Source organism: Mycobacterium sp. NGS51, from assembly GCF_059812525.1.
Map to the genome: position 1 here is coordinate 48,656 of NZ_JCALCV010000009.1, position 18,760 is coordinate 67,415.

Consider the following 18,760-nt stretch of genomic DNA (forward strand, 5'->3'; position numbering starts at 1 on the left):
GCGTTCACCCCGCGGGGGGCTAGCGTAATCAACCCTGCTCCATGACTACGCGCACCGCAACAACGAGTGCAACGAGTTGCATACCCGGCGGACGCGTCTTTAGACCAAAACGATGACCACGAGGACAGCCAGCAACACCAGGGCGATGAGACCCGCGCGCACTCCCGCCACCAAGTAGGAGCGATTACACGCAGGCGAGCCGGCATACCAATGTGACGACGACGCCGCCGGCTGCGGCCCGATCGGTTGTGTCGTCATCGAATGACCCTGACCTGCACGTCCAACACGCCCCCAGTGAGATGAGTCACAAAGCAACTTCGGTGGTCGCGATAATAACGCCTCGTGAAGCGCGGGGAAAATTGATCCGCCAAAAGGCGGTTGACCTGCACTGCAGCATGGCCGCGTGCGAACCGGCGCCGCGCCTTGTCCGGGTTTCGGACGGACCGGCCGCCTATCCGGACTACGGCCGTCGGGCAGTCGCGGGCCGGTGTTTAGCGTGACGATACATTTCGCTCGGCCGTCCGTCGGGCTGTCGACGGACGTGCCCGTTATCCGGTCGTTATCCACAACCGCGGTTCCAACAGGCCTGTTGGAACTGCCTCGACGGTGCGCCGCCGCACAGTGGCCTGTGAATAAACCTGTGGAAACTGTGGATAGCTGTTGGTTGCTGGCGTTTGCGGCACGCTGCACAACTCGCGGGCACATGCCAAGATCGACCGCATGGGTGGTGAACCGGTGGTCGCAGAAGTAGACGTCGCTGCGTTGCCCGCCGACTTCGAAGCCGCCGCGGCGGTGCTGCTGGATGTGCGCGAAGACGACGAGTGGCAGCGTGGCCACGCCGCAGATGCTCAACACATCCCGATGGGCGAGGTGCCGGCGCGGCTCGCCGAGATCGATCCCGGCGCTGACTTGTACGTCATCTGCCATGTCGGTGGCCGCTCCATGCGGGTGGCGCACTACCTACAGCAAATCGGCTACCGCGCTGTCAATGTCGGCGGGGGAATGCTGGCCTGGGCGGGCGCCGGGCGGCCCGTGATCACCGACGACGGCAGACCCGGCACCGTCTGACCGCCTTGCATGGCGGCGACCCGCCGCGCCGCCCGGGCTTGCCCTCGTCACTAAGCTGGTCCGGTGATCCAAGTGTGCTCCCAGTGCGGCACACGCTGGAATGTGCGTGATCGCCAGCGGGTGTGGTGCCCCCGCTGCCGCGGGACACTGCTGGCGCCCTCGAGCGAGGCGCCGACCACCGATCCGCGCTGGGCGCCGCGCGGTGCCGGACAACCGGTCGGTGCGCAGCGGACAGCGCCCCGGCTGCCGCCGGGCTACCGGTGGATCGCGGTGCGTCCCGGTGCCCCGCCGCCTGCGCGGCGGCGTCGGGTGCCACTGGGTCCAACCCCGCGCTACGCAGTCATACCCCGATGGGGCCTGGCAGACCGGGCCGGCCCCACCGGGCCGGCTCCGATGCCGAGCGCCGAGCGCGGGCCAACGGTGGCATGGGTGCGCAGCACGCTGTTCGCCGGCGTCGTGGTGCTGGGCATTGCCGCACTGGTGCATGTCGTGCGCTACTTGCTGCTCGTCATCAACCGCAACACGCTGCTGAACCCGATCGTGGCAGGTGCCGCGTTCTGGCTCGGAGTGCTGGCAAGCATCGCCGCGATCGCGGTGGTAGTCACCTGCGTGATTGTGCTGACCCGATGGTTGATCGCGCGCCGGGCCGCCGCCTTCGCCAATTGCGGCAGACCAGAGCGGCGTGGGCCTCGAGCGCTGTGGGCCGGCTGTCTGGTGCCGCTGCTGAACTTGGTGTGGGCCCCGGTCTATGTCATCGAATTAGCCGACACCGAGGGCATCTACGAACGGTTACGCAAGCCGATCCTGCTCTGGTGGATCATGTGGATCGGCAGCACCGCGGTGTCGCTCTTCGCCATCGCCACCAGCGGAGCTCAGGATGCTCAGGGTATTGCGAACAACACGGTGGCGATGATCTTTGCCTACCTGGTGGCGGCGGCCACGGTGGCCGCCGCTGGGCGGGTTTTCGAGGGATTCGAGCGCAAGCCGGTCGAGCGGCCTACCCGCCGGTGGGTGATGGTTCCCGACGATCACGGCAGTGCAGCGGGATCCGCTCCGGCGGTTGAGTTGGAGGGTGCGGAACCGGCAGCATAGGAGTATGACGCCGGCCGACGAGGTGCTCGCCCGGCACCCGTTCGTGGTCGCCCATCGGGGCGCCTCGGCTGCTCGGCCGGAACACACGCTGGCCGCATATGACCTCGCCCTCAAAGAGGGGGCCGATGGCGTGGAATGCGATGTCCGGCTTACCCGCGACGGCTATCTGGTTTGTGTGCACGACCGCCGGCTGGACCGGACGTCGACCGGCGCCGGTCTGGTCAGCACGATGACCCTCGCACAACTACGCGAGCTGGAATACGGGGCGTGGCACGGCAGCTGGCGTCCCGACGGTGGACACGGGGACAGCGGTCTGCTGACGCTCGACGCATTGGTGGAGTTGGTGCTGGATTGGAACCGACCGGTGAAGATCTTCATCGAGACCAAGCACCCGGTGCGGTACGGCGCGCTGGTGGAAAGCAAAGTGCTGGCGCTGTTGCAGCGCTTCGGCATCGCGACCCCCGCCTCCGCAGATCGATCACGCGCAGTGGTGATGTCGTTTTCGGCAGCCGCGGTGTGGCGTGTCCGGCGCGCCGCGCCACTGCTGCCCACGGTGCTGCTCGGTAAGGCTGCCCGATACCTAGGCAGTAGTGCAGCGACGGCCGTTGGCGCTACCGCGGTAGGGCCGTCGATCGCGACGCTGCGTGAGCATCCCGAGCTCGTCGACCGCGCCGCGGCCCAGGGGCGGGCGTTGTACTGCTGGAACGTCGACCACTACGACGACGTCCGTTTCTGCCGCGAAGTGGGGGTGGCATGGCTGGCCACCCGCCACCCCGGCCGCGTCAAAGCTTGGCTGCAGGACGGACTGACCGGCGCAGGGCTCGACTAGTGGCGATCGCAAGCGCGGCGAAGCCGGGCGCAGCGGGTCGCCACCAGGACTAGTGGCGATCGCCAAAACTACAGCCGGCCGCCGGCCGCGGCCGGTGCCTCGGACTGCCGAGGCGCCGAACCGATTTCACGAGCGACGAAATTCTCCAGGTCGAACAGATTAGCTCCGGCGCGGTCGGCGACCCGCAACAGCGTCGTCATCAATGCCACCTCTTCAACCTGCTCCTTGAGGAACCATTGGATGAATTGCTCGCCCAGATAGTCGGCTTCGTCGCGCGCGACGGCGGCTAGCCGGCTCACCTGGTCGGTGACGGACCGCTCCTGATCCAAGGCCAGCGCCAATGCATCCCGTGGCGTGTCGAATTGGTTGCGTACCCGGTCCACGCCGGGGATCTCGACGCGGACGTCGCGGTCGAGCAGGTATTGCACCAGCATCATCGCGTGATTCCGTTCTTCCACAGCTTGGCTGTAAAAGTGTTTTGCCAGCTGAGGCAGGTCGGAATCGTCGAAATAGACAGCCATTGCAATATATTGTTGTGCGGTGGTGAATTCGTTATACATCTGTTCCTGCATTAATGCATGGAATTTTGTTCGGTGGGCATCGCGATCGGTCATGACGGCAACGCTACTCCAGGTCAGAGGCTATTGTCATCCAAGGTAATACTTACTCAGGCGAGCTTTGCCTAAGTTATGCAAGGCTATGTTTAATGCTTTAATCGGCCGTTCTCATATATTGGTAGGCGAGCTTATGGCGAGTGGTCAGGAAATTGTTCACCCGACTGTTACGGCTGCCCCTCGACAACCGCCGCCGGCACCGGCGCGTCGGCGGCCAGCGCGTCGAATAATTGGGCGGCTTCATCGTGATTCCACACCACGACCGAGCCCGAGTCGCTGCCGGTGAATTCGCCGATCGGCACCGTCACCGTGGTCGTCGCCCCGTGCAAGGACCAACCCAACCGGGCCAGGTCCCAGACGTGGGTGCCCTGGTCGACGGTCAGCGCATCGGCCGCCGCGCGCGGCACCGAGTACCAGCGCCAGGGGTTCAGCCACACCCCGGGGCTGGTGGCACGGTGCAACAGCGCCGACATGAATTGCCGCTGGTTGGTCATGCGGTCGAGGTCGGCGCGCGGAGTGGCGCGGCTGCGCACGTAACCCAGGGCGGTGCGGCCGTCGAGTGTCTGGCAGCCGGCAGATAGGTCGATCCCAGCCAGCGGATCGTCAATCGGCGCCGTCGGGCAAGCGGTGACGCCGCCCAGGGCATCGACAAGGACCGCGAACCCGCTGAATCCGACTTCGGCGTAATGGTCGAGTCGCAGACCGGTGGCCTGTTCGACCGTCTGCGCCAGCAACGACGCGCCGCCCATCGCGAACGCCGCGTTGATCTTGTCCCGCCCATAACCGGGGATCGGCACGTAGGAGTCGCGGGGAATGGACACCATCGTTGTCGGAAGCGTCGACCCGAACGTCGGCACGTGTACCACCAGGATCGTGTCGGTGCGGCCGTTGCCGATGTCGTCGCCGGTGGTCAGAGCCTGCTGCTGTTCGGCGGTGAGCCCTTCTCGGCTATCCGACCCGACCAGTAGCCAGGTGGTGCCGCGCCCGGAGGCTGGCCGACCGGGATAGTCGGCCAGCACCGGTTGCCGATGCAGCGCGGTGTCCATCCACAGCGCACCGCCGAGTGTTGCGGCGGTGGTCAACAGCACCGCGATCAGCGCCGTCAACGAAATCACCTGTCCCCACGCGCGTTTGCGACGCCGCCGAGGCCGGCTGGGACGAGCGCGTTGCGGTTTGGTGGCTCGGTTTGGTGGGGGCGGAACGGGATGGCGCGGTCGGGAGCCGATCTCGCGCTGGATGATCGGCGACGGCTCACGTTGCGGTCCGGTCGGCCGGTTGCGGTTCATCAGCGCAGCCATCCGAGGTGGCCGGCCAGCAGCGCATAACCGACGAAGGCCACCGTGTCGATCAACCCGTGGGCGATCACCAGCGGCCACAGTCGGCCGCTGCGTTGCCACGCGTATCCGAACACCAGTCCCATGGCGATGTTGCCGAGGCCGGCGCCGAAGCCTTGGTAGAGGTGGTAGCTACCGCGCAGCAGGCTGGAGCATGCCAGCGCCACCCGCGGGTTGACGCCCAGCTGGGGCAGCCGGGTCAGCAGATAGCCGACGACGATGATCTCTTCTGCCCAGCCGTTGGCGAACGCGGCCGCAACCAATATCGGCACCCGCCACCAGGTGTCGCTCAGACTGGACGGGACGACCTCGGCGTTGAGCCCGATGGCCCGCGCGGCGAAGTAGAGACCCAACCCGGGTAATCCGATCAGCGCGGCCAGACCGACACCGCCCCACAGATCGGTACGCCAGTCAAAGCGGCCGAGGCCAATCCGGGCAGGCGTGAAGCCGCTGCGCCACAACAGGTACAGGCCGAGCCCGCCCCAGGCGATCAGTTGCCCGATGAAGGCCGCGTTCAGCCCCAGATCAATCAGGTCGAAGTAGGACCGCTTCGGGTTGAGCGGAATCCGCTGCGCGCTCAAATTCCGCAGTACTGCGTCGGTGAGTTGCAGAACCGCGGTGACGGCGGCCAAGCCGAACGTGACGCCCAGTACGACGCCGACCTCGATCCACAGCGCGCGTGGCTGCACCAGTTGGCGATCGGGTGCGGTCACCTCGACACGGTAACCGGTCGCATTACCTGACGGCCGTCACCGTGCTGGGGGTCGAGGCGAAACCGGCTACGAGTAACCGCGGGCCCGCAGGCCGTTGACGAATGGGCAGCCCATCAGCACCCGGATGGCCTGGCTGAGCCCGACGACGTCGTCAACCGGTTGGCGAAATGGCAACCGGACGTCGCTGTCGCCGTCGGCGCTTTCGACGCGCAGCCGCACCCCGTAGCGGTCGATACCCAGCGGTCGCACGTCGCCGCGCCGTAGCCGCGCGGGCAGTCTGGCGGCCAGTCGCGCCACCACATCGCGGTGCGCGGTGTCGAGGTGCCGAATCCAGCATGTCTCCAACGCACAAAACGGGTCCGGGCGTGCGGCCAGCAGAGCGGCGACCCCGACGGATTCGGCCCCGGTGGTATCGGTTGCCACCACTGACTCGATCTCCAGCCGAAGCAGCGCGTAGCGGGTGTCGCCGTCGATGGCGGGCCGGGACGCCGCCGTCTCTACCTGCAGCAGCGCCGGGTTCGGGTCCTCGGCGGCAATCAGGTCAAGCATTTCGCCCACCACGGGCAGCGGCACCGGCCGCAACCGGCCGCGGATCCACACCAGCGAGCGCACCGGCTCACGCAGCGGCAACGGCGCGTAGTCGGCCAGCTCCAGCACAGCTTGCGCCCCTGCCGCAGCGCAGGCCAACTGCTCGGCCACTTCCCCATCAGTGGCGGCCAGGACCGCGAACGACCCGTCGGCCAGCAGGTGGTGCAGCGGCGTGGTGACCGGCTCCGCCCCGTCGACAGCGAGCAGCGCACCGCCGGCCCGGAAGCAGGTGCTGCGGATCCGCTCAGCGGTCGTCGGCGTGGCGCAGTTGGCGAGGGTCATCGATCACCATCCTTCAAGTGAGGTAAGCCTAACTTAACTAGCTCGGGTGCGGCGGCGCAAGACTGTCGACCCGATAGGGTTTTGTCGTGGCTCGTATCGCGTATCTCGGACCCGAGGGGACCTTCACCGAAGCCGCGCTGCTCCAGATGCGGGATGCCGGCATGGTTCCCCAGCAGAGTCCCGACGCGGTGCACGCGGTGCCGGTCGTGAGCACACCGGCTGCGTTGGACGCCGTCCGGAGTGGTGAGGCTGATTACGCCTGCGTGCCGATCGAGAACTCCATCGACGGGTCGGTGGTGCCGACGCTGGACAGTCTGGCCATCGGGTCGCCGCTGCAGGTGTTCGCCGAAGTGACCCTGGACGTGGCGTTTTCCATCGCCGTCAAACCTGGTCGCGCCGAGGCCGACGTGCGGACGCTGGCCGCCTTCCCGGTCGCGGCTGCACAGGTACGGCGCTGGCTGGCCAAGCATCTGCCCACCGTCGAATTGCAGCCGGCCAACTCCAACGCCGAAGCCGCGCAGCAAGTCGCCGACGGACTGGTGGACGCGGCGGTGAGCTCGCCGCTGGCCGCGGCCCACCGCGGGTTGGCCGCGCTGGCCGAGGGGGTCGTCGACGAGCCCAACGCGCGCACCCGATTCGTGCTGGTCGGGCCGCCGGGTCCGCCGCCCGCCCGTACCGGGGCCGACCGGACGTCGGTGGTGTTGCATATCGAGAATGCGCCTGGAGCCCTGGTAGCGGCATTGATCGAGTTCGGCATCCGCGATATCGACCTCACTCGGATCGAATCCCGCCCGACCCGAAAAGAGTTGGGCACCTACGTGTTTTTTCTGGATTGCGTGGGGCACATCGACGACGACGCGGTCGGCGAGGCACTCAAAGCGCTCTACCGTCGTTGTACGGACGTGCGTTATCTGGGTTCCTGGCCTACCGGCGTGGCCGCGGGCGCCGCGCCACCGCAACTTGACGAGGCGTCGCGCTGGCTGACGCGGTTACGGGGTCGGCGGCGATGAGCGGCCGGTTGGTTTTGCTGCGGCACGGTCAGTCCTTCGGCAATGTCGACCGCCGGCTGGACACCCGCCCGCCGGGCAGCGAGCTGACGCCGTTGGGCCGCGATCAGGCGCGCGCGTTCGCCCACAACGGCCTGCGACCGCCGGGGCTGTTGGTGCACTCGATCGCCACCCGGGCGGCACAGACCGCCGCGGAGATCGGCGCCGCAGTCGACGTGTCAGCCAGCGAAGTCACCGGCATCCATGAGGTGCAGGTCGGCGAGTTGGAAAACCGCAGCGACGACGACGCCGTCGCCGAGTTCAATGCCATCTACCAGCGCTGGCACGAGGGCAACTGGGATGTTGCGCTGCCGGGCGGCGAGACCGCCAACCAGGTGCTGGACCGTTACGTGCCGGTCCTGACCGAGCTGCGGATGCGCTATCTCGACGACGACGAGTGGGACCGCGACATCGTCGTCGTCAGCCACGGCGCTGCGATTCGGCTGGCCGCGGCCGTACTGGCCGGAGTCGACGGCAGCTTCGTGCTGGACCACCACTTGGGTAACGCCGAGTCGGTGGTGTTGTCGCCCATCACTGACGGGCGCTGGAGTTGCGTGCAGTGGGGCGCGCTGTCCCCGCCGTTTTCTCCCGAGCCGCAGGCGACACCGGTGGCCGACGCCGTGGAATCCGGCACCGACCCGATGGGCTGACCGCCCGGGCAGTCGGCGATCAGACCGCCAGCGCGATGGATTCAGCGCACTCGCAGCCGACCGCGTCGCAGTCGACCACGAAGGCGTGCGGCATCAGCTCCGGGCTGGTGCAGTCCAGCTCGGTGCACTCCGACCGGCGCAGTGAATGTCGAATGATGGTGCCGTGGCAGTGATCCAAGCCGGCCCGGCAATCGCGGCAGCCTGTACTCATGGCCCGTTCTTAGCACGCTGCGCCGACAGATCCGTGGTGCCGCGCCCGGCGGGCCGGGATGAGATCGTCAGGCCCAGCCCAAGTCGTGCAGGCGGTCGTCGTCGATGCCGAAATGGTGGGCGATCTCATGGATCACCGTGATCTTCACCTCGTCGACAACGTCGTCGTCGGAGTCGCAGATGTCTAACAGCGCGTCGCGGTAAATCGTGATCGCGTCGGGCAGCGACCCGGCGTAGTTGGAGTCGCGCTCGGTCAACGCCAGGCCCTCATAGAGGCCGAGCAGCTCGGCGTCGTCCGGATGGCGGTCGGCGACCAACACCACGACGTTGTCCATGACGGCGGCCAGCTCAGGCGGGATCAGGTCGAGCGCGTCGGACACCAGCTCCTCGAATCGCTGCGGGTCCATGCGCACCGCCACCCGGCTACCCCCCCGGCGCGGGTTCGGCGGGCGGCGGCGGCGCGGGTTCGGCGGGCGGCGGCGGTGGCGCTTCCGGAGCCGGCGGCGGGGGTGCCGGCGGTGCCTCCGGTGGCGGGACCGGCGCTTGGGGCGGCGGTGCGGGAGGCTGAGCCGGCGCGGGTGCCGCCGGTGGCGGCTGCACGGCAGGTGCGCCCGGCTGTTGCGGCAGATGCTGGTTGCCTTGCCGTTGCTGATCGGGCTGTCCGGCGGCTGATGACGAAGCGCCTCCACCGGGGTTGGCCGGCGGCATGGGTATGGGCGGCAGGTTGAGTCGCTCCTGCGGAATGTCCGGCGGCGGAACCGGCGGCTGGCCGTTGATCATCAGCGCGCCCTTGGCACTGTTCACCAGCGTCGCCCAGCCGCCGTTACCCAGTGTCGCGCCGATGCTGCAGGCCACCTCGCGGCTGCCGGCAGACCAACTCGGCAATGACAGCGTGCTGTAAGTCAGCGTCAGCGTCGTGCTGCGCAATTGCACCGGCGCCAGGTAGCCGTCGGTGAGCCGGGTACACGACTCCTTGACGAAGGCATCCTGTTCGGGTTCGGGAGGCAGCGCGTCGGGGAACTTGGCGACCAGGTTGACGGTGCCGGTGACCTCCATCGCATGCGGGGCGGCGCAGTCGACGGGGACGTCGGTGGGCTGGTTGGTCGTGGGGTCGATACCCAGACAGGTACCGTCCGGCCACACCCGGGACTGGTCGAGATCGGCGACCTTGCCCTTGAAGACCTGTTGTTCGTTACCGGCGCCGGGCAATTGCAGGCCGCACAGCATGCGCCGCTCACCGGCTTGCCGCCACGCCCTGTCGCCCGACCACAGCATGCTGATGGTGAACTTGCTGTGCGGATCAAACCGGGCACCGAGGTAGCGGTGCACCGCCGACTCGCACTGTTCCTGGCCAATCTGCTCGATGCGGGCCGCCGACGGCGGAGCGGCATCCGGCCCATACTCCGAACCCGGGAAAGTCCGCATGTCGACTGACTCGGCGACCTCGAACCGGTGCTCGTCCTTGCAGTCGACGATGGTCGCGGCATCTGGAGTCTGATCGGGCCACATCAGGCAGTCGCCGCCGGCAGCGCGGTTGAAAGCGGCGTTGCCCTTGGTACCGGTGCTGGGCACCGGGTCGATGTAGCCGGCGAGTCGCCCGCCGTCGCCGGTGATCGGCAGCGCGGTCACCAACCCGGCGATCAGCAGACCACCCAGCGCGGTCAGCAGCAGTGCCCGCCGGGTTGCCGAAGCGTGCAGGGTGCGCAGCCAGCCGAACCGAGCCGGCCGAGATTGCGGCTGGTCGGTGAGCGCATCGTCCTGTTCGAGTGCGTCCAACATCGGCTCCATTCTGACAGGCGCAATGCGCGGCGTGACAGTTGATGCAAAAGTTGCCTGCGAGGTGGGCGCCGGGCGTGCCGGCCTTGGCCAACGCTCGGTGCGGCGCCGAACAAAAGTAGTGTTCTAGGCCGTGATCGACCTGAAACTGTTGCGCGAAGACCCCGACGCCGTCCGGCGCTCCCAGACCAGCCGTGGCGAGGACCCGGGCCTGGTCGACACCCTGCTGTCGGCCGATACCGCCCGGCGCGGCGCGATCTCGTCCGCCGATTCACTGCGGGCCGAGCAGAAGACCGCCAGCAAGAAAGTCGGCGCCGCATCCGCCGACGAGCGCCCGGCGCTGTTACAGCAGGCCCGCGATTTGGCCGAGCAGGTCAAGGCGGCCGAGGCCGAGCAGGCCGAAGCCGAGGCGGCGTTCACCGCTGCCCATATGGCGATCTCCAACGTCATCCTCGATCCGGTGCCCGCCGGCGGCGAGGACGACTACACCGTCCTCGATGTCGTCGGTGAGCCGACCGCTATCGAAAACCCAAGGGACCATTTGGAACTCGGCGAGTCGCTGGGTCTTCTGGACATGGAGCGGGGCGCCAAGGTGTCCGGCTCGCGGTTCTATTTCCTAACCGGCCGGGGTGCGCTGCTGCAGCTGGGGCTGCTACAGCTGGCCATCCGGCTCGCGGCAGACAACGACTTCGTCCCGGTGATCCCCCCGGTGCTGGTACGCCCGGACGTGATGTCGGGCACCGGTTTTCTGGGCGCGCACGCCGAGGAGGTCTACCACCTCCAAGCCGACGACCTCTATCTGGTCGGCACCTCCGAGGTGCCGCTGGCCGGCTACCACGCCGACGAGATCTTGGACCTTTCCGGGGGACCGCTGCGGTATGCGGGCTGGTCGTCTTGCTTTCGACGGGAAGCCGGCAGCCACGGCAAGGACACCCGCGGCATCATCCGGGTGCACCAGTTCGACAAGGTCGAGGGGTTCGTCTACTGCACACCGGCCGACAGCGAGGCGGAGCACAGCCGGCTGCTGGGCTGGCAGCGCGAAATGCTGTCCCGCATCGAAGTGCCGTATCGCGTAATCGACGTCGCGGCCGGCGATCTCGGCTCCTCAGCGGCCCGCAAGTTCGACTGCGAAGCGTGGGTGCCCACCCAGGGCGCTTACCGCGAGCTGACGTCGACGTCGAACTGCACCACGTTCCAGGCCCGACGGCTGGCCACCCGGTACCGGGACGCCAACGGCAAGCCGCAGATCGCCGCGACACTCAACGGCACGCTGGCCACCACCCGTTGGCTGGTGGCCATCTTGGAGAACCACCAGCGCCCCGACGGCAGCGTGCGGGTCCCCGAGGCACTGGTGCCGTTCGTCGGCACCGAACTACTCGAGCCAGTCGGCTAGGCATCCACCGCGGTTGGCGTCGCGCGCAACTGCGCGTGCCGGTGCTGTCGCTCGATCGTGGCGAAATAGAACGCGAACGCGAAGGCGCAGCTGGTGAACAGGCTGGACACGAAATACAGCCAAGGCCGCCGCAGGCCCCGCCGGTACCCGTCGATGATGGTGAACAGCGGCAGCAGAACGACATTGATGATCGTGTAGTCCTGGCTGGCCGAACTGGCCGCAGGATTGGTGAACATCAGCCGGATGTAATCCGACCAACTGCCAGGTCCCCAAATCGGATTCCCAGATCCCGTCGAATACTCACGCACGAACCGGATATTGAAATACCAGCCCAACACGATCGACGCGATGCCGATGACGTAATACAGGCACTCCAGCGCCGAGAACCGGGAACCGCCGGACGGCCGGCCGAATACGGCGGGGTTCGAGGCAACGATCAAGCCGATCACCGTCAGCCCCAATATTGCGTGTACGAGAAGCGACATCATGCGGGCAGTCTCGGCAACTCACACAGTTTTGTCAATATTGACATTTCGGGCGGTGGAACGGCACGGTAGGTTACCGGCATGGCCCGACCGCCGCAGACGTCGCGCAGCGAACGCACTCGCGAGGCCTTGCGCCAGGCCGCACTGGTGCGGTTCTTAGCCCAAGGTGTCGAAGACACCTCAGCCGAGCAGATCGCGGCCGATGCCGGGGTGTCGTTGCGCACCTTCTACCGGCATTTCACCTCCAAGCACGACCTGCTATTCGCCGACTACGACGCCGGCTTGCACTGGTTTCGCACCGCACTGAACGCACGTCGGCCCGACGAGTCGATCATCGAGTCGGTGCAGGCGGCGATCTTCGCGTTTCCCTACGACGTCGAGGCGGTGACCCGAATTGCCGCGCTGCGGGCCCAAGAACTCGATCCTGGACGCATCGTGCGGCATATTCGCCAGGTGGAGGCCGACTTCGCCAATGCGATCGTCGAGCGACTGGCGCCCGACGGTCCCCGTACGCCGGATGACCGGCTGCAGATCACGGTGACTGCTCGCTGCATCGGCGCCGCGGTGTTCGGCGCGATGGAGGTCTGGATGCTCGGCGAGGACCGGTCGCTGGCCGAACTGGCCCGGTTATGCCGGGCGGCGCTCGACTCGCTTCGGCTGCGCGTGCTGCGACCAGTTTCGTCATAATTGACAAAACTAACGATCCATGCCAGCCTGCGCTGCAGAGTCAGGGAGGGCATGCGGATGGCCGATTACGACGCGATCGTCATTGGTGCCGGGCACAACGGGTTGGCCGCGGCGGTGCTGCTGCAACGCGCGGGACTGCGCACGTTGTGTCTGGAGTCCAAGCTTTACGCCGGCGGTATGGCTTCCACGGTCGAGTTGTTCGACGGCTACCGATTCGAGATCGCCGGCTCGGTGCAGTTCCCGACCGCGGCCGTGGTTGTCGAAGCGTTGGGACTGGACACCTTGCCGACGATCGACCTGGACGTCATGTCAGTCGCGCTGCGCGGAGTGGGTGACGACCCACTGGTCCAGTACAGCGATCCGGTCAAACTATTCACCCACTTGAGCGATGTGCACGGCGCTGATGCCGTCAACGGCATGGCCGGGTTGATGGCCTGGAGCCAGGCGCCCACCCGCGCGCTGGGCCGGTTCGAGGCTGGGACACCGCCGAAGACGATTGATCAGATGTATGCCTGTGCCGCCAACGAATTCGAACGTTCAGCCATCGACGACATGCTGTTCGGCTCGGTCACCGACGTCTTGGACCGCTATCTTCCGGACCGCGAAAAACACGGCGCGCTACGCGGATCGATGACCGTGCTGGCCGTCAACACGCTCTACCGCGGGCCGGCCACGCCCGGCAGCGCGGCTGCGCTGGCCTTCGGACTCGGTGTTCCCGACGGCGACACCATGCAGATGAAGAAGCTGCGCGGCGGCATCGGCGCGCTCACCTCGCATCTGTGCCAACTGCTGGAAAGCCACGGCGGCGAAGTTCGACTACGTACCAAGGTGACCGAGATCCTGCTCACCGACGGCCAGGTCAACGGCATACGCACCGAGGCGGGCGACACCATCACCGCCCCTGTCGTCGTCTCGGGCATCGCGCCCGACCTCACGCTCAACGAGTTGATCGATCCGGCCGCGCTGTCCGCAGATATCCGGCAGCGCTACGCGCGGATCGACCATCGCGGCAGCTACCTGCAGATGCACTTCGCGCTGGAGGAGCCGCCCAGATTCGCCGCGCCCTACGAGGCGCTCGACGACCCTGCCATGCAGGCGTCGATCGGCTTGTTCTGCACACCCGAAGAAGTCCAGCAGCAGTGGGAGGATTGCCGCCGTGGGACGGTTCCGGCCGACCCGACCGTGGTGTTGCAGATCCCGTCGCAGAACGATCCAGACCTTGCCCCCGACGGCAAACACGCGGCATCGGCATTCGCGTTGTGGTTCCCGATCGAAGGGGATGCCGATTACGGCCGGGCCAAGGTTGACATGGGTCAGCGCGTGATCGACAAGATCACCCGCCTCGCACCGAATTTCGAAGGCAGCATCATCCGGCACACCACCTTCACGCCCAGGCACATGGGTGTGATGTTCGGCGCCCCGGGCGGCGACTACTGCCACGGGCTGTTGAACGCGAATCAGATCGGCCCCAACCGGCCAGGTCCCAACGGCTTTGCCGGCCAGCCGATCCCGATCCGGGGCCTGTACCTGGGCAGTGCGGGCTGCCACGGCGGGCCGGGCATCACCTTTATTCCCGGTTACAACGCCGCGCACCAGGCGCTGGCTGACGCCGGCTGCTAACCCGACCGGCCCAGCAGTTCGTCCAGCAATGCGGTGAACTGCTCCGGGTCCTCCGGCGTGAACGCGGGGCGCAGCTGGATCCCCGGTACGTCCAGCGTGATCAATGTCGACTTCAACGGCCGCCGAATGTCCAGCGGCAGCCAGCGACGAAGGTCTGAACTCCCCCAGATCCGGAACCTGTGCATGAGCATCCCGAGCGGCTCGGCCTGATATCCGCGAATCCTTTCCAGGGCAATAATTTTCGAGGTGCCCGAAGGGAAATGATAACGCCGCAAGGTGATTGCGGTGCGGTCCAACTGGACCAGACCGTCGTCGTAATGTTGCGTGGACGTGCTCACTGCCGCTCGCACCTAAGCTCGTGACCGCGCGCCGTGAGGCAGCGGCCGTTTTCCAGGTTCCACTGCCAGCCGTGCAGGTTACAGGTCAAGGTATTGCCCTCCACCACACCGAATTTAGACAAGTCGGCCTTCAGGTGCGGGCAGCGTCGTTGCATCTGCCAGCCATCCAGGGTAATCGTCGCGGTGTCGTCATGTGTCTCGGCGAACCAGCCGTCGGCGTAGGCGATCCGCTCATCGGTCAGACATTTGAAGAACGTGTAAAGGTATTCGTTGTAGCCGCCGACTCGCCACGCCTGAAACCGGGTGGACAAGAAGATGGTGTTGACCCAGTCGGGCTCGTCGTCGCGCAGTACGGTGCGGACCAACTCCGGCGGAATCGCAAACCCGTACCGGAATTTTTCCTCGGGAATAGGTTCGCGCACAGTGCGTTTCGGGAAGTCGACAACCACGGTTTCTGAGCCGAGTACCAGCTCGACCGGATAGCCGATACCGTCGCAGATTTCGTCACTGCCAAGCATGATCGGTTCGAACACCGCGCGCAACGGCTCGAGCAACGACTCGCCGGCAGCCGGTGCCCAGCCGGCCTTCTCGGCAGCCAGCACCGGTGCCATCCGTTCGGCGTAGTCGGCGATATACGCGGCTTTGCCGGTGGTGAAGATTGCCTCGACCTGTTCTTCAGGAACCGGGTGCCGCAATGAGATCAGTTGTGCGCCAGAAAAATCGGCGGTGGAGTCGGGCATCATCAGCAGACCCCGGTCATGACCATGCGCCTTCATCTGGTCGAGGAAGACCACCTGGTCGGGAAAGATATTGGCCGGGTCGCCGCGGTCGTCGTTGAGGTCCCGCAATTCGGGGTCCAGGAAGCATGGCGGGCCCGCTGACGGGATCACCCAGGTGGCGTCGACCTGTGCGATGTAAGCGCGGGCGCGGTCCATTTGGCGTTGCCGCTTCTGGGTGCCGAACGCCTCTTTGGCGCGGGTGGGCATGTCGTAGACCATCGGGTACCAGATCGCGCCGGAGTACTGCAGCATGTGCACGTCGATATGGCCGAACTCCGAATGCAGCGCGTCGAGATCCACCGGCCGGGCGTCGTTCATATTGAAAGCGGTCGTGAGGCCATCCGAAATCACCAGCGCGGAATCCCCGATCGGCCCGTCGGCGGGAGCGCGCAGGGCGATGACCATGACCTCCAGCTCGCCCTTTGGCCCGCTGACCCGATGCAGATGCGAATCGGTGGTTTCGAAGAATCGATGAAATCCGAGCTTGGCCAGCTCGTCACGCAAGTCGGGCACCGGGTAGTCCGGCAACAGCACCACAGCGTCTTTGTTGACGTGGCGACTGAGCAGCCTGGCGTCGAAGTGGTCTTTGTGCAGGTGTGAGACGTAGAGGTAGTCGCAATCGCCCAGGACGTCCCAGTCCAACCCGCTGTTGTCCGGGAAGGGGAACCACGACGCGAAGTAGGCCGGGTTGACCCACGGGTCGCACAGGATGCTGCCCGCCTGCGTCTCGATCCGAAAGCCGGCATGACCGACGCTGGTGACCTGCACTAAACCCTTTCGACGAGCGGATGGTGCCGCCCCGAGCTTAGCGGCGATCGCAAGCGCGGCGGCGCCGGGCGCAGCGGGTCGGCGCCATCAGACCGGCGGCGATCGCAAGCGCGGCGGCGCCGGGCGCAGCGGGTCGGCGCCATCAGACCGGCGGCGATCGCCAGCGCGGCGGCGCCGGGCGCAGCGGGTCGGCGCAACAACCCAGCGGCGATCGCCAGCGCGGCGGCGCCGGGCGCAGCCGGCCGTGTTGACTACCCGCGCACTCGCACAGCGGCAAAACACTAGGGTTGGTGAGGTGGAACCGGTGTACGGGACTGTGATTCAGCTTGCCCGCTTGACATGGCGATTACAGGGGTTGCGGTTCACCGTCAGCGGCGTGGAGCACCTGCCGGAGACCGGCGGGGCTGTCGTGGCAATCAACCACACCAGCTATTTCGACTTCACCTTCGCCGGCCTGCCCGCCTACAAGCAGCATCGCGGGCGCAAGGTGCGATTCATGGCCAAGCAGGAAGTGTTCGACCACCGGATGACCGGGCCGATCATGCGCGGCTGCCGGCACATTCCGGTGGACCGCGATAGTGGCGCCGCCTCCTTCGAGGCCGCGGTTGCGGCGCTGCAGGCCGGTGAGCTGGTCGGTGTCTATCCCGAGGCGACGATCAGCCGCAGCTTCGAGATCAAGGAACTCAAGTCCGGTGCCGCCCGGATGGCCATTGCGGCCAACGCGCCGATCGTCCCGCACATCGTGTGGGGTGCCCAACGGATCTGGACCAAAGACCATCCCAAAAAGCTGCTGCGGCCAAAGGTGCCGATCACGGTGGCGGTCGGTGAACCGATCATGCCGACGCTGCCCGCGCCGGACCTGACCGTGTTGCTGCATTCGCGCATGCAGCACCTGCTCGAGCGGGTGCAAGACTCCTACGGACCGCACCCCGCGGGCGAGTACTGGGTCCCGCACCGGCTGGGCGGCGGCGCCCCAACGCTGGCGGAGGCCGCCCGGTTGGACGCCGAGGAAGCCTCCCGGCGCGCCGCGGCCAAGGCCGCCCGGCGGGCCTCCGATTCGGAGGCGGCACCGGAGTAGCTGCATGGAACCGGTATTCCGCACACTCGAGATCACCGCGAAAGCCCTGGTTAAGGCGGTGGGCAGCCCGATCACCTACCAGGGGCTGGACAACATTCCCCAGGCCGGCGGCGCGGTGATCGCCATCAACCACACCAGCTATGTCGACTGGCTGCCGGCCGCCCTCGCCGTGCATGACCGCGGGCGGCGCATCCGGTACATGATCAAAGCCGAGATGCAGCAGGTGAAGTCGGTCAATTTCCTGATCAAGCACACCAAGACCATCCCGGTGAACCGCGGCGCGGGAGCCGACGCCTATGCGGTCGCCGTCCAGCGGCTGCGTGAGGGCGAAGTGGTGGGATTGATGCCCGAGGCGACAATCAGCCGCAGCTTCGAACTCAAGGATTTCAAGACCGGTGCCGCCCGGATGGCGCTGGACGCGCAGGTACCGATCGTTCCGCTGATCGTGTGGGGCGCTCAGCGGATCTGGACCAAAGACCACCCCAGAAACCTCGGCCGTAAAAAGATCCCCATCACCGTGGCGGCCGGTCCATCACTGTTGCCGCATGGTGACGTCGAGGCGCTCGAATCCGAATTGCGCGACGAAATGACGGCGGTGCTGCACCGAGTACAGGAGGACTATCCACATCCCGAGGGTGCGTACTGGGTACCACGGCGGCTCGGTGGCGGTGCCCCAACGTTGGCCGAGGCCCAAGTTCTCGAAGAGGCCGAACTGGCCGAGCGGGCGCGCAAGCGTGCGGACGGTGACCGATGAAACCGGCGAGCCGAATAGTCCGCTCGCCGAGCGGCCTGAAGAGCAGGAGAATGCGATGGCAGAACCATTTTTCCGCTTGATGGAAATGATCGTCCCGCCGGTGGTCGCCGCTAACGGGACCAAGATCACCTACCACGGCTTGGAGAACATCCCCGCCCGCGGCGGTGCTCTGATCGCCCTCAACCACACTAGTTATGTGGACTGGCTGCCGGCGTCGCTGGCCGCAATTCAACGGCGGCGTCGGCTGAGGTTCATGATCAAAGCCGAGATGCAGGACGTTGCGGCAGTCAACTACGTAATCCGCCACGCCAAGCTGATCCCGGTGGACCGCCAGCACGGTTCGGACGCCTACGCACTGGCCGTGCAGGAGTTGAAGCGCGGCGAACTCGTCGGGCTGCATCCCGAGGCCACGATCAGCCGCAGCTTCGAACTCCGCCCATTCAAGACCGGCGCGGCCCGGTTGGCGCTGGCAGCGCAGGTGCAGATCATTCCGCTGATCGTCTGGGGTGCACATCGGATCTGGCCCAAAGATCACCCAAAGAACGTGTTCCGCAACAAGATCCCAATCACCGTCACCGCCGGTACGCCGCTGCCGCCATCCGGCGACGTTGAGCAGCTCAACACCACGCTGCGGAAGCCGGGAACAACGGGCTCCG

The 18,760-nt window shown here is 66.6% G+C and carries 20 protein-coding genes and 2 pseudogenes; 11 read left to right on the plus strand and 11 right to left on the minus strand.

Going from position 1 to position 18,760, the window contains the following annotated elements:
• Positions 1-99 precede the first annotated feature (99 nt).
• Complete coding sequence (locus tag AC5Y5W_RS12950; protein ID WP_500022352.1) at positions 100-258, minus strand: hypothetical protein; 159 nt, start codon at positions 256-258, stop codon at positions 100-102.
• Between the two features lie 462 nt (positions 259-720).
• Here AC5Y5W_RS12950 and AC5Y5W_RS12955 point away from each other — a divergent pair, with 462 nt between their 5' ends.
• The 3 genes from AC5Y5W_RS12955 to AC5Y5W_RS12965 all read left to right on the plus strand — a co-directional run bounded on the left by AC5Y5W_RS12955 (position 721) and on the right by AC5Y5W_RS12965 (position 2,989).
• Positions 721-1,068: a rhodanese-like domain-containing protein gene (locus AC5Y5W_RS12955; RefSeq protein WP_500022353.1), complete on the plus strand. Its 348-nt coding sequence runs from the start codon at positions 721-723 to the stop codon at positions 1,066-1,068.
• Between the two features lie 63 nt (positions 1,069-1,131).
• Positions 1,132-2,160 (plus strand): DUF4328 domain-containing protein, encoded by a 1,029-nt coding sequence (locus AC5Y5W_RS12960; RefSeq protein WP_500022354.1) that lies wholly within the window; start codon positions 1,132-1,134, stop codon positions 2,158-2,160.
• A 4-nt stretch (positions 2,161-2,164) separates the two neighbouring features.
• The gene (locus tag AC5Y5W_RS12965) at positions 2,165-2,989 is read left to right on the plus strand and encodes a glycerophosphodiester phosphodiesterase (RefSeq protein WP_499889437.1); all 825 of its coding nucleotides are present in this window, start codon (positions 2,165-2,167) and stop codon (positions 2,987-2,989) included.
• Positions 2,990-3,057: 68 nt separating this feature from the next.
• Here the strand turns inward: AC5Y5W_RS12965 and AC5Y5W_RS12970 are convergent, their stop codons facing one another.
• From AC5Y5W_RS12970 to AC5Y5W_RS12985, 4 genes are all read right to left on the minus strand, one after another.
• The gene (locus tag AC5Y5W_RS12970) at positions 3,058-3,603 is read right to left on the minus strand and encodes a ferritin (protein ID WP_500022355.1); all 546 of its coding nucleotides are present in this window, start codon (positions 3,601-3,603) and stop codon (positions 3,058-3,060) included.
• A gap of 167 nt (positions 3,604-3,770) precedes the next feature.
• The gene (locus AC5Y5W_RS12975; RefSeq protein ID WP_500022356.1) at positions 3,771-4,889 is read right to left on the minus strand and encodes an LCP family protein; all 1,119 of its coding nucleotides are present in this window, start codon (positions 4,887-4,889) and stop codon (positions 3,771-3,773) included.
• Positions 4,889-5,650 carry a CPBP family intramembrane glutamic endopeptidase gene (locus tag AC5Y5W_RS12980; protein WP_500022357.1) on the minus strand — a complete coding sequence of 254 codons (762 nt, stop codon included), beginning with the start codon at positions 5,648-5,650 and terminating at the stop codon, positions 4,889-4,891. Before AC5Y5W_RS12980 ends, AC5Y5W_RS12975 begins: the two co-directional genes overlap by 1 nt.
• Positions 5,651-5,716: 66 nt before the next feature.
• Positions 5,717-6,520, minus strand: coding sequence for a DUF2470 domain-containing protein (locus AC5Y5W_RS12985; protein ID WP_500022358.1), 804 nt, complete (start codon positions 6,518-6,520; stop codon positions 5,717-5,719).
• Positions 6,521-6,606: 86 nt separating this feature from the next.
• Between AC5Y5W_RS12985 and pheA the strand changes: the two genes are divergently transcribed.
• Complete coding sequence (gene pheA / locus AC5Y5W_RS12990) at positions 6,607-7,530, plus strand: prephenate dehydratase (protein WP_500022359.1); 924 nt, start codon at positions 6,607-6,609, stop codon at positions 7,528-7,530.
• Positions 7,527-8,216 (plus strand): histidine phosphatase family protein, encoded by a 690-nt coding sequence (locus tag AC5Y5W_RS12995; protein ID WP_499889449.1) that lies wholly within the window; start codon positions 7,527-7,529, stop codon positions 8,214-8,216. Before pheA ends, AC5Y5W_RS12995 begins: the two co-directional genes overlap by 4 nt.
• Before the next feature lie 19 nt (positions 8,217-8,235).
• Here the strand turns inward: AC5Y5W_RS12995 and AC5Y5W_RS13000 are convergent, their stop codons facing one another.
• The 3 genes and pseudogenes from AC5Y5W_RS13000 to AC5Y5W_RS13010 all read right to left on the minus strand — a co-directional run bounded on the left by AC5Y5W_RS13000 (position 8,236) and on the right by AC5Y5W_RS13010 (position 10,214).
• Positions 8,236-8,427, minus strand: coding sequence for a hypothetical protein (locus tag AC5Y5W_RS13000; protein ID WP_500022360.1), 192 nt, complete (start codon positions 8,425-8,427; stop codon positions 8,236-8,238).
• Positions 8,424-8,845 (minus strand): annotated as a pseudogene (locus tag AC5Y5W_RS13005) (metallopeptidase family protein). Before AC5Y5W_RS13005 ends, AC5Y5W_RS13000 begins: the two are co-directional and overlap by 4 nt.
• 4 nt (positions 8,846-8,849) lie before the next feature.
• Positions 8,850-10,214, minus strand: coding sequence for a septum formation family protein (locus tag AC5Y5W_RS13010; protein WP_500022361.1), 1,365 nt, complete (start codon positions 10,212-10,214; stop codon positions 8,850-8,852).
• A 121-nt stretch (positions 10,215-10,335) separates the two neighbouring features.
• On the opposite strand from AC5Y5W_RS13010, the gene serS reads away from it, so the two are divergent.
• On the plus strand, positions 10,336-11,595 hold the full coding sequence (serS, locus tag AC5Y5W_RS13015; RefSeq protein ID WP_500022362.1) for a serine--tRNA ligase: 1,260 nt from the start codon (positions 10,336-10,338) through the stop codon (positions 11,593-11,595).
• Here the strand turns inward: serS and AC5Y5W_RS13020 are convergent.
• Positions 11,592-12,083 (minus strand): DUF2834 domain-containing protein, encoded by a 492-nt coding sequence (locus tag AC5Y5W_RS13020; RefSeq protein ID WP_500012828.1) that lies wholly within the window; start codon positions 12,081-12,083, stop codon positions 11,592-11,594. The genes serS and AC5Y5W_RS13020 overlap by 4 nt on opposite strands.
• A 78-nt stretch (positions 12,084-12,161) precedes the next feature.
• Here AC5Y5W_RS13020 and AC5Y5W_RS13025 point away from each other — a divergent pair, with 78 nt between their 5' ends.
• Positions 12,162-12,767 carry a TetR/AcrR family transcriptional regulator gene (locus AC5Y5W_RS13025; RefSeq protein ID WP_500012830.1) on the plus strand — a complete coding sequence of 202 codons (606 nt, stop codon included), beginning with the start codon at positions 12,162-12,164 and terminating at the stop codon, positions 12,765-12,767.
• Positions 12,768-12,824: 57 nt separating this feature from the next.
• A complete protein-coding gene (locus tag AC5Y5W_RS13030; RefSeq protein WP_500012832.1) occupies positions 12,825-14,387 on the plus strand; it encodes a phytoene desaturase family protein in 1,563 nt (520 codons plus the stop codon).
• Here AC5Y5W_RS13030 and AC5Y5W_RS13035 read toward each other — a convergent pair.
• The gene (locus AC5Y5W_RS13035) at positions 14,384-14,725 is read right to left on the minus strand and encodes a hypothetical protein (protein WP_500012834.1); all 342 of its coding nucleotides are present in this window, start codon (positions 14,723-14,725) and stop codon (positions 14,384-14,386) included. The two genes, AC5Y5W_RS13030 and AC5Y5W_RS13035, sit on opposite strands and share 4 nt — an antisense overlap.
• Positions 14,722-16,272 (minus strand): Rieske 2Fe-2S domain-containing protein, encoded by a 1,551-nt coding sequence (locus AC5Y5W_RS13040; protein ID WP_500012836.1) that lies wholly within the window; start codon positions 16,270-16,272, stop codon positions 14,722-14,724. Before AC5Y5W_RS13040 ends, AC5Y5W_RS13035 begins: the two co-directional genes overlap by 4 nt.
• Positions 16,273-16,567: 295 nt before the next feature.
• On the opposite strand from AC5Y5W_RS13040, the gene AC5Y5W_RS13045 reads away from it, so the two are divergent.
• The 3 genes and pseudogenes from AC5Y5W_RS13045 to AC5Y5W_RS13055 form a co-directional block, all read left to right on the plus strand.
• A complete protein-coding gene (locus AC5Y5W_RS13045; protein WP_500012838.1) occupies positions 16,568-17,350 on the plus strand; it encodes a lysophospholipid acyltransferase family protein in 783 nt (260 codons plus the stop codon).
• 4 nt (positions 17,351-17,354) lie between these two features.
• Positions 17,355-18,104, plus strand: coding sequence for a lysophospholipid acyltransferase family protein (locus tag AC5Y5W_RS13050; protein ID WP_500012840.1), 750 nt, complete (start codon positions 17,355-17,357; stop codon positions 18,102-18,104).
• A gap of 55 nt (positions 18,105-18,159) precedes the next feature.
• A pseudogene (locus AC5Y5W_RS13055) lies at positions 18,160-18,741 on the plus strand (lysophospholipid acyltransferase family protein); the annotation flags it as partial.
• Positions 18,742-18,760 lie beyond the last annotated feature (19 nt).

Excerpts from the sequence above, each read along its gene's own strand:
- AC5Y5W_RS12985 (WP_500022358.1), bottom strand. The coding sequence starts at position 6,520 with ATGACCCTCGCCAACTGCGCCACGCCGACGACCGCTGAGCGGATCCGC.
- AC5Y5W_RS12975 (WP_500022356.1), bottom strand. The coding sequence starts at position 4,889 with ATGAACCGCAACCGGCCGACCGGACCGCAACGTGAGCCGTCGCCGATC.
- AC5Y5W_RS12970 (WP_500022355.1), bottom strand. The coding sequence starts at position 3,603 with ATGACCGATCGCGATGCCCACCGAACAAAATTCCATGCATTAATGCAG.
- AC5Y5W_RS13000 (WP_500022360.1), bottom strand. The coding sequence starts at position 8,427 with ATGAGTACAGGCTGCCGCGATTGCCGGGCCGGCTTGGATCACTGCCAC.
- AC5Y5W_RS13030 (WP_500012832.1), top strand. The coding sequence starts at position 12,825 with ATGGCCGATTACGACGCGATCGTCATTGGTGCCGGGCACAACGGGTTG.
- AC5Y5W_RS12995 (WP_499889449.1), top strand. The coding sequence starts at position 7,527 with ATGAGCGGCCGGTTGGTTTTGCTGCGGCACGGTCAGTCCTTCGGCAAT.
- AC5Y5W_RS12950 (WP_500022352.1), bottom strand. The coding sequence starts at position 258 with ATGACGACACAACCGATCGGGCCGCAGCCGGCGGCGTCGTCGTCACAT.
- AC5Y5W_RS13020 (WP_500012828.1), bottom strand. The coding sequence starts at position 12,083 with ATGATGTCGCTTCTCGTACACGCAATATTGGGGCTGACGGTGATCGGC.
- AC5Y5W_RS13025 (WP_500012830.1), top strand. The coding sequence starts at position 12,162 with ATGGCCCGACCGCCGCAGACGTCGCGCAGCGAACGCACTCGCGAGGCC.
- AC5Y5W_RS13050 (WP_500012840.1), top strand. The coding sequence starts at position 17,355 with ATGGAACCGGTATTCCGCACACTCGAGATCACCGCGAAAGCCCTGGTT.
- AC5Y5W_RS13010 (WP_500022361.1), bottom strand. The coding sequence starts at position 10,214 with ATGGAGCCGATGTTGGACGCACTCGAACAGGACGATGCGCTCACCGAC.
- AC5Y5W_RS12965 (WP_499889437.1), top strand. The coding sequence starts at position 2,165 with ATGACGCCGGCCGACGAGGTGCTCGCCCGGCACCCGTTCGTGGTCGCC.
- AC5Y5W_RS12955 (WP_500022353.1), top strand. The coding sequence starts at position 721 with ATGGGTGGTGAACCGGTGGTCGCAGAAGTAGACGTCGCTGCGTTGCCC.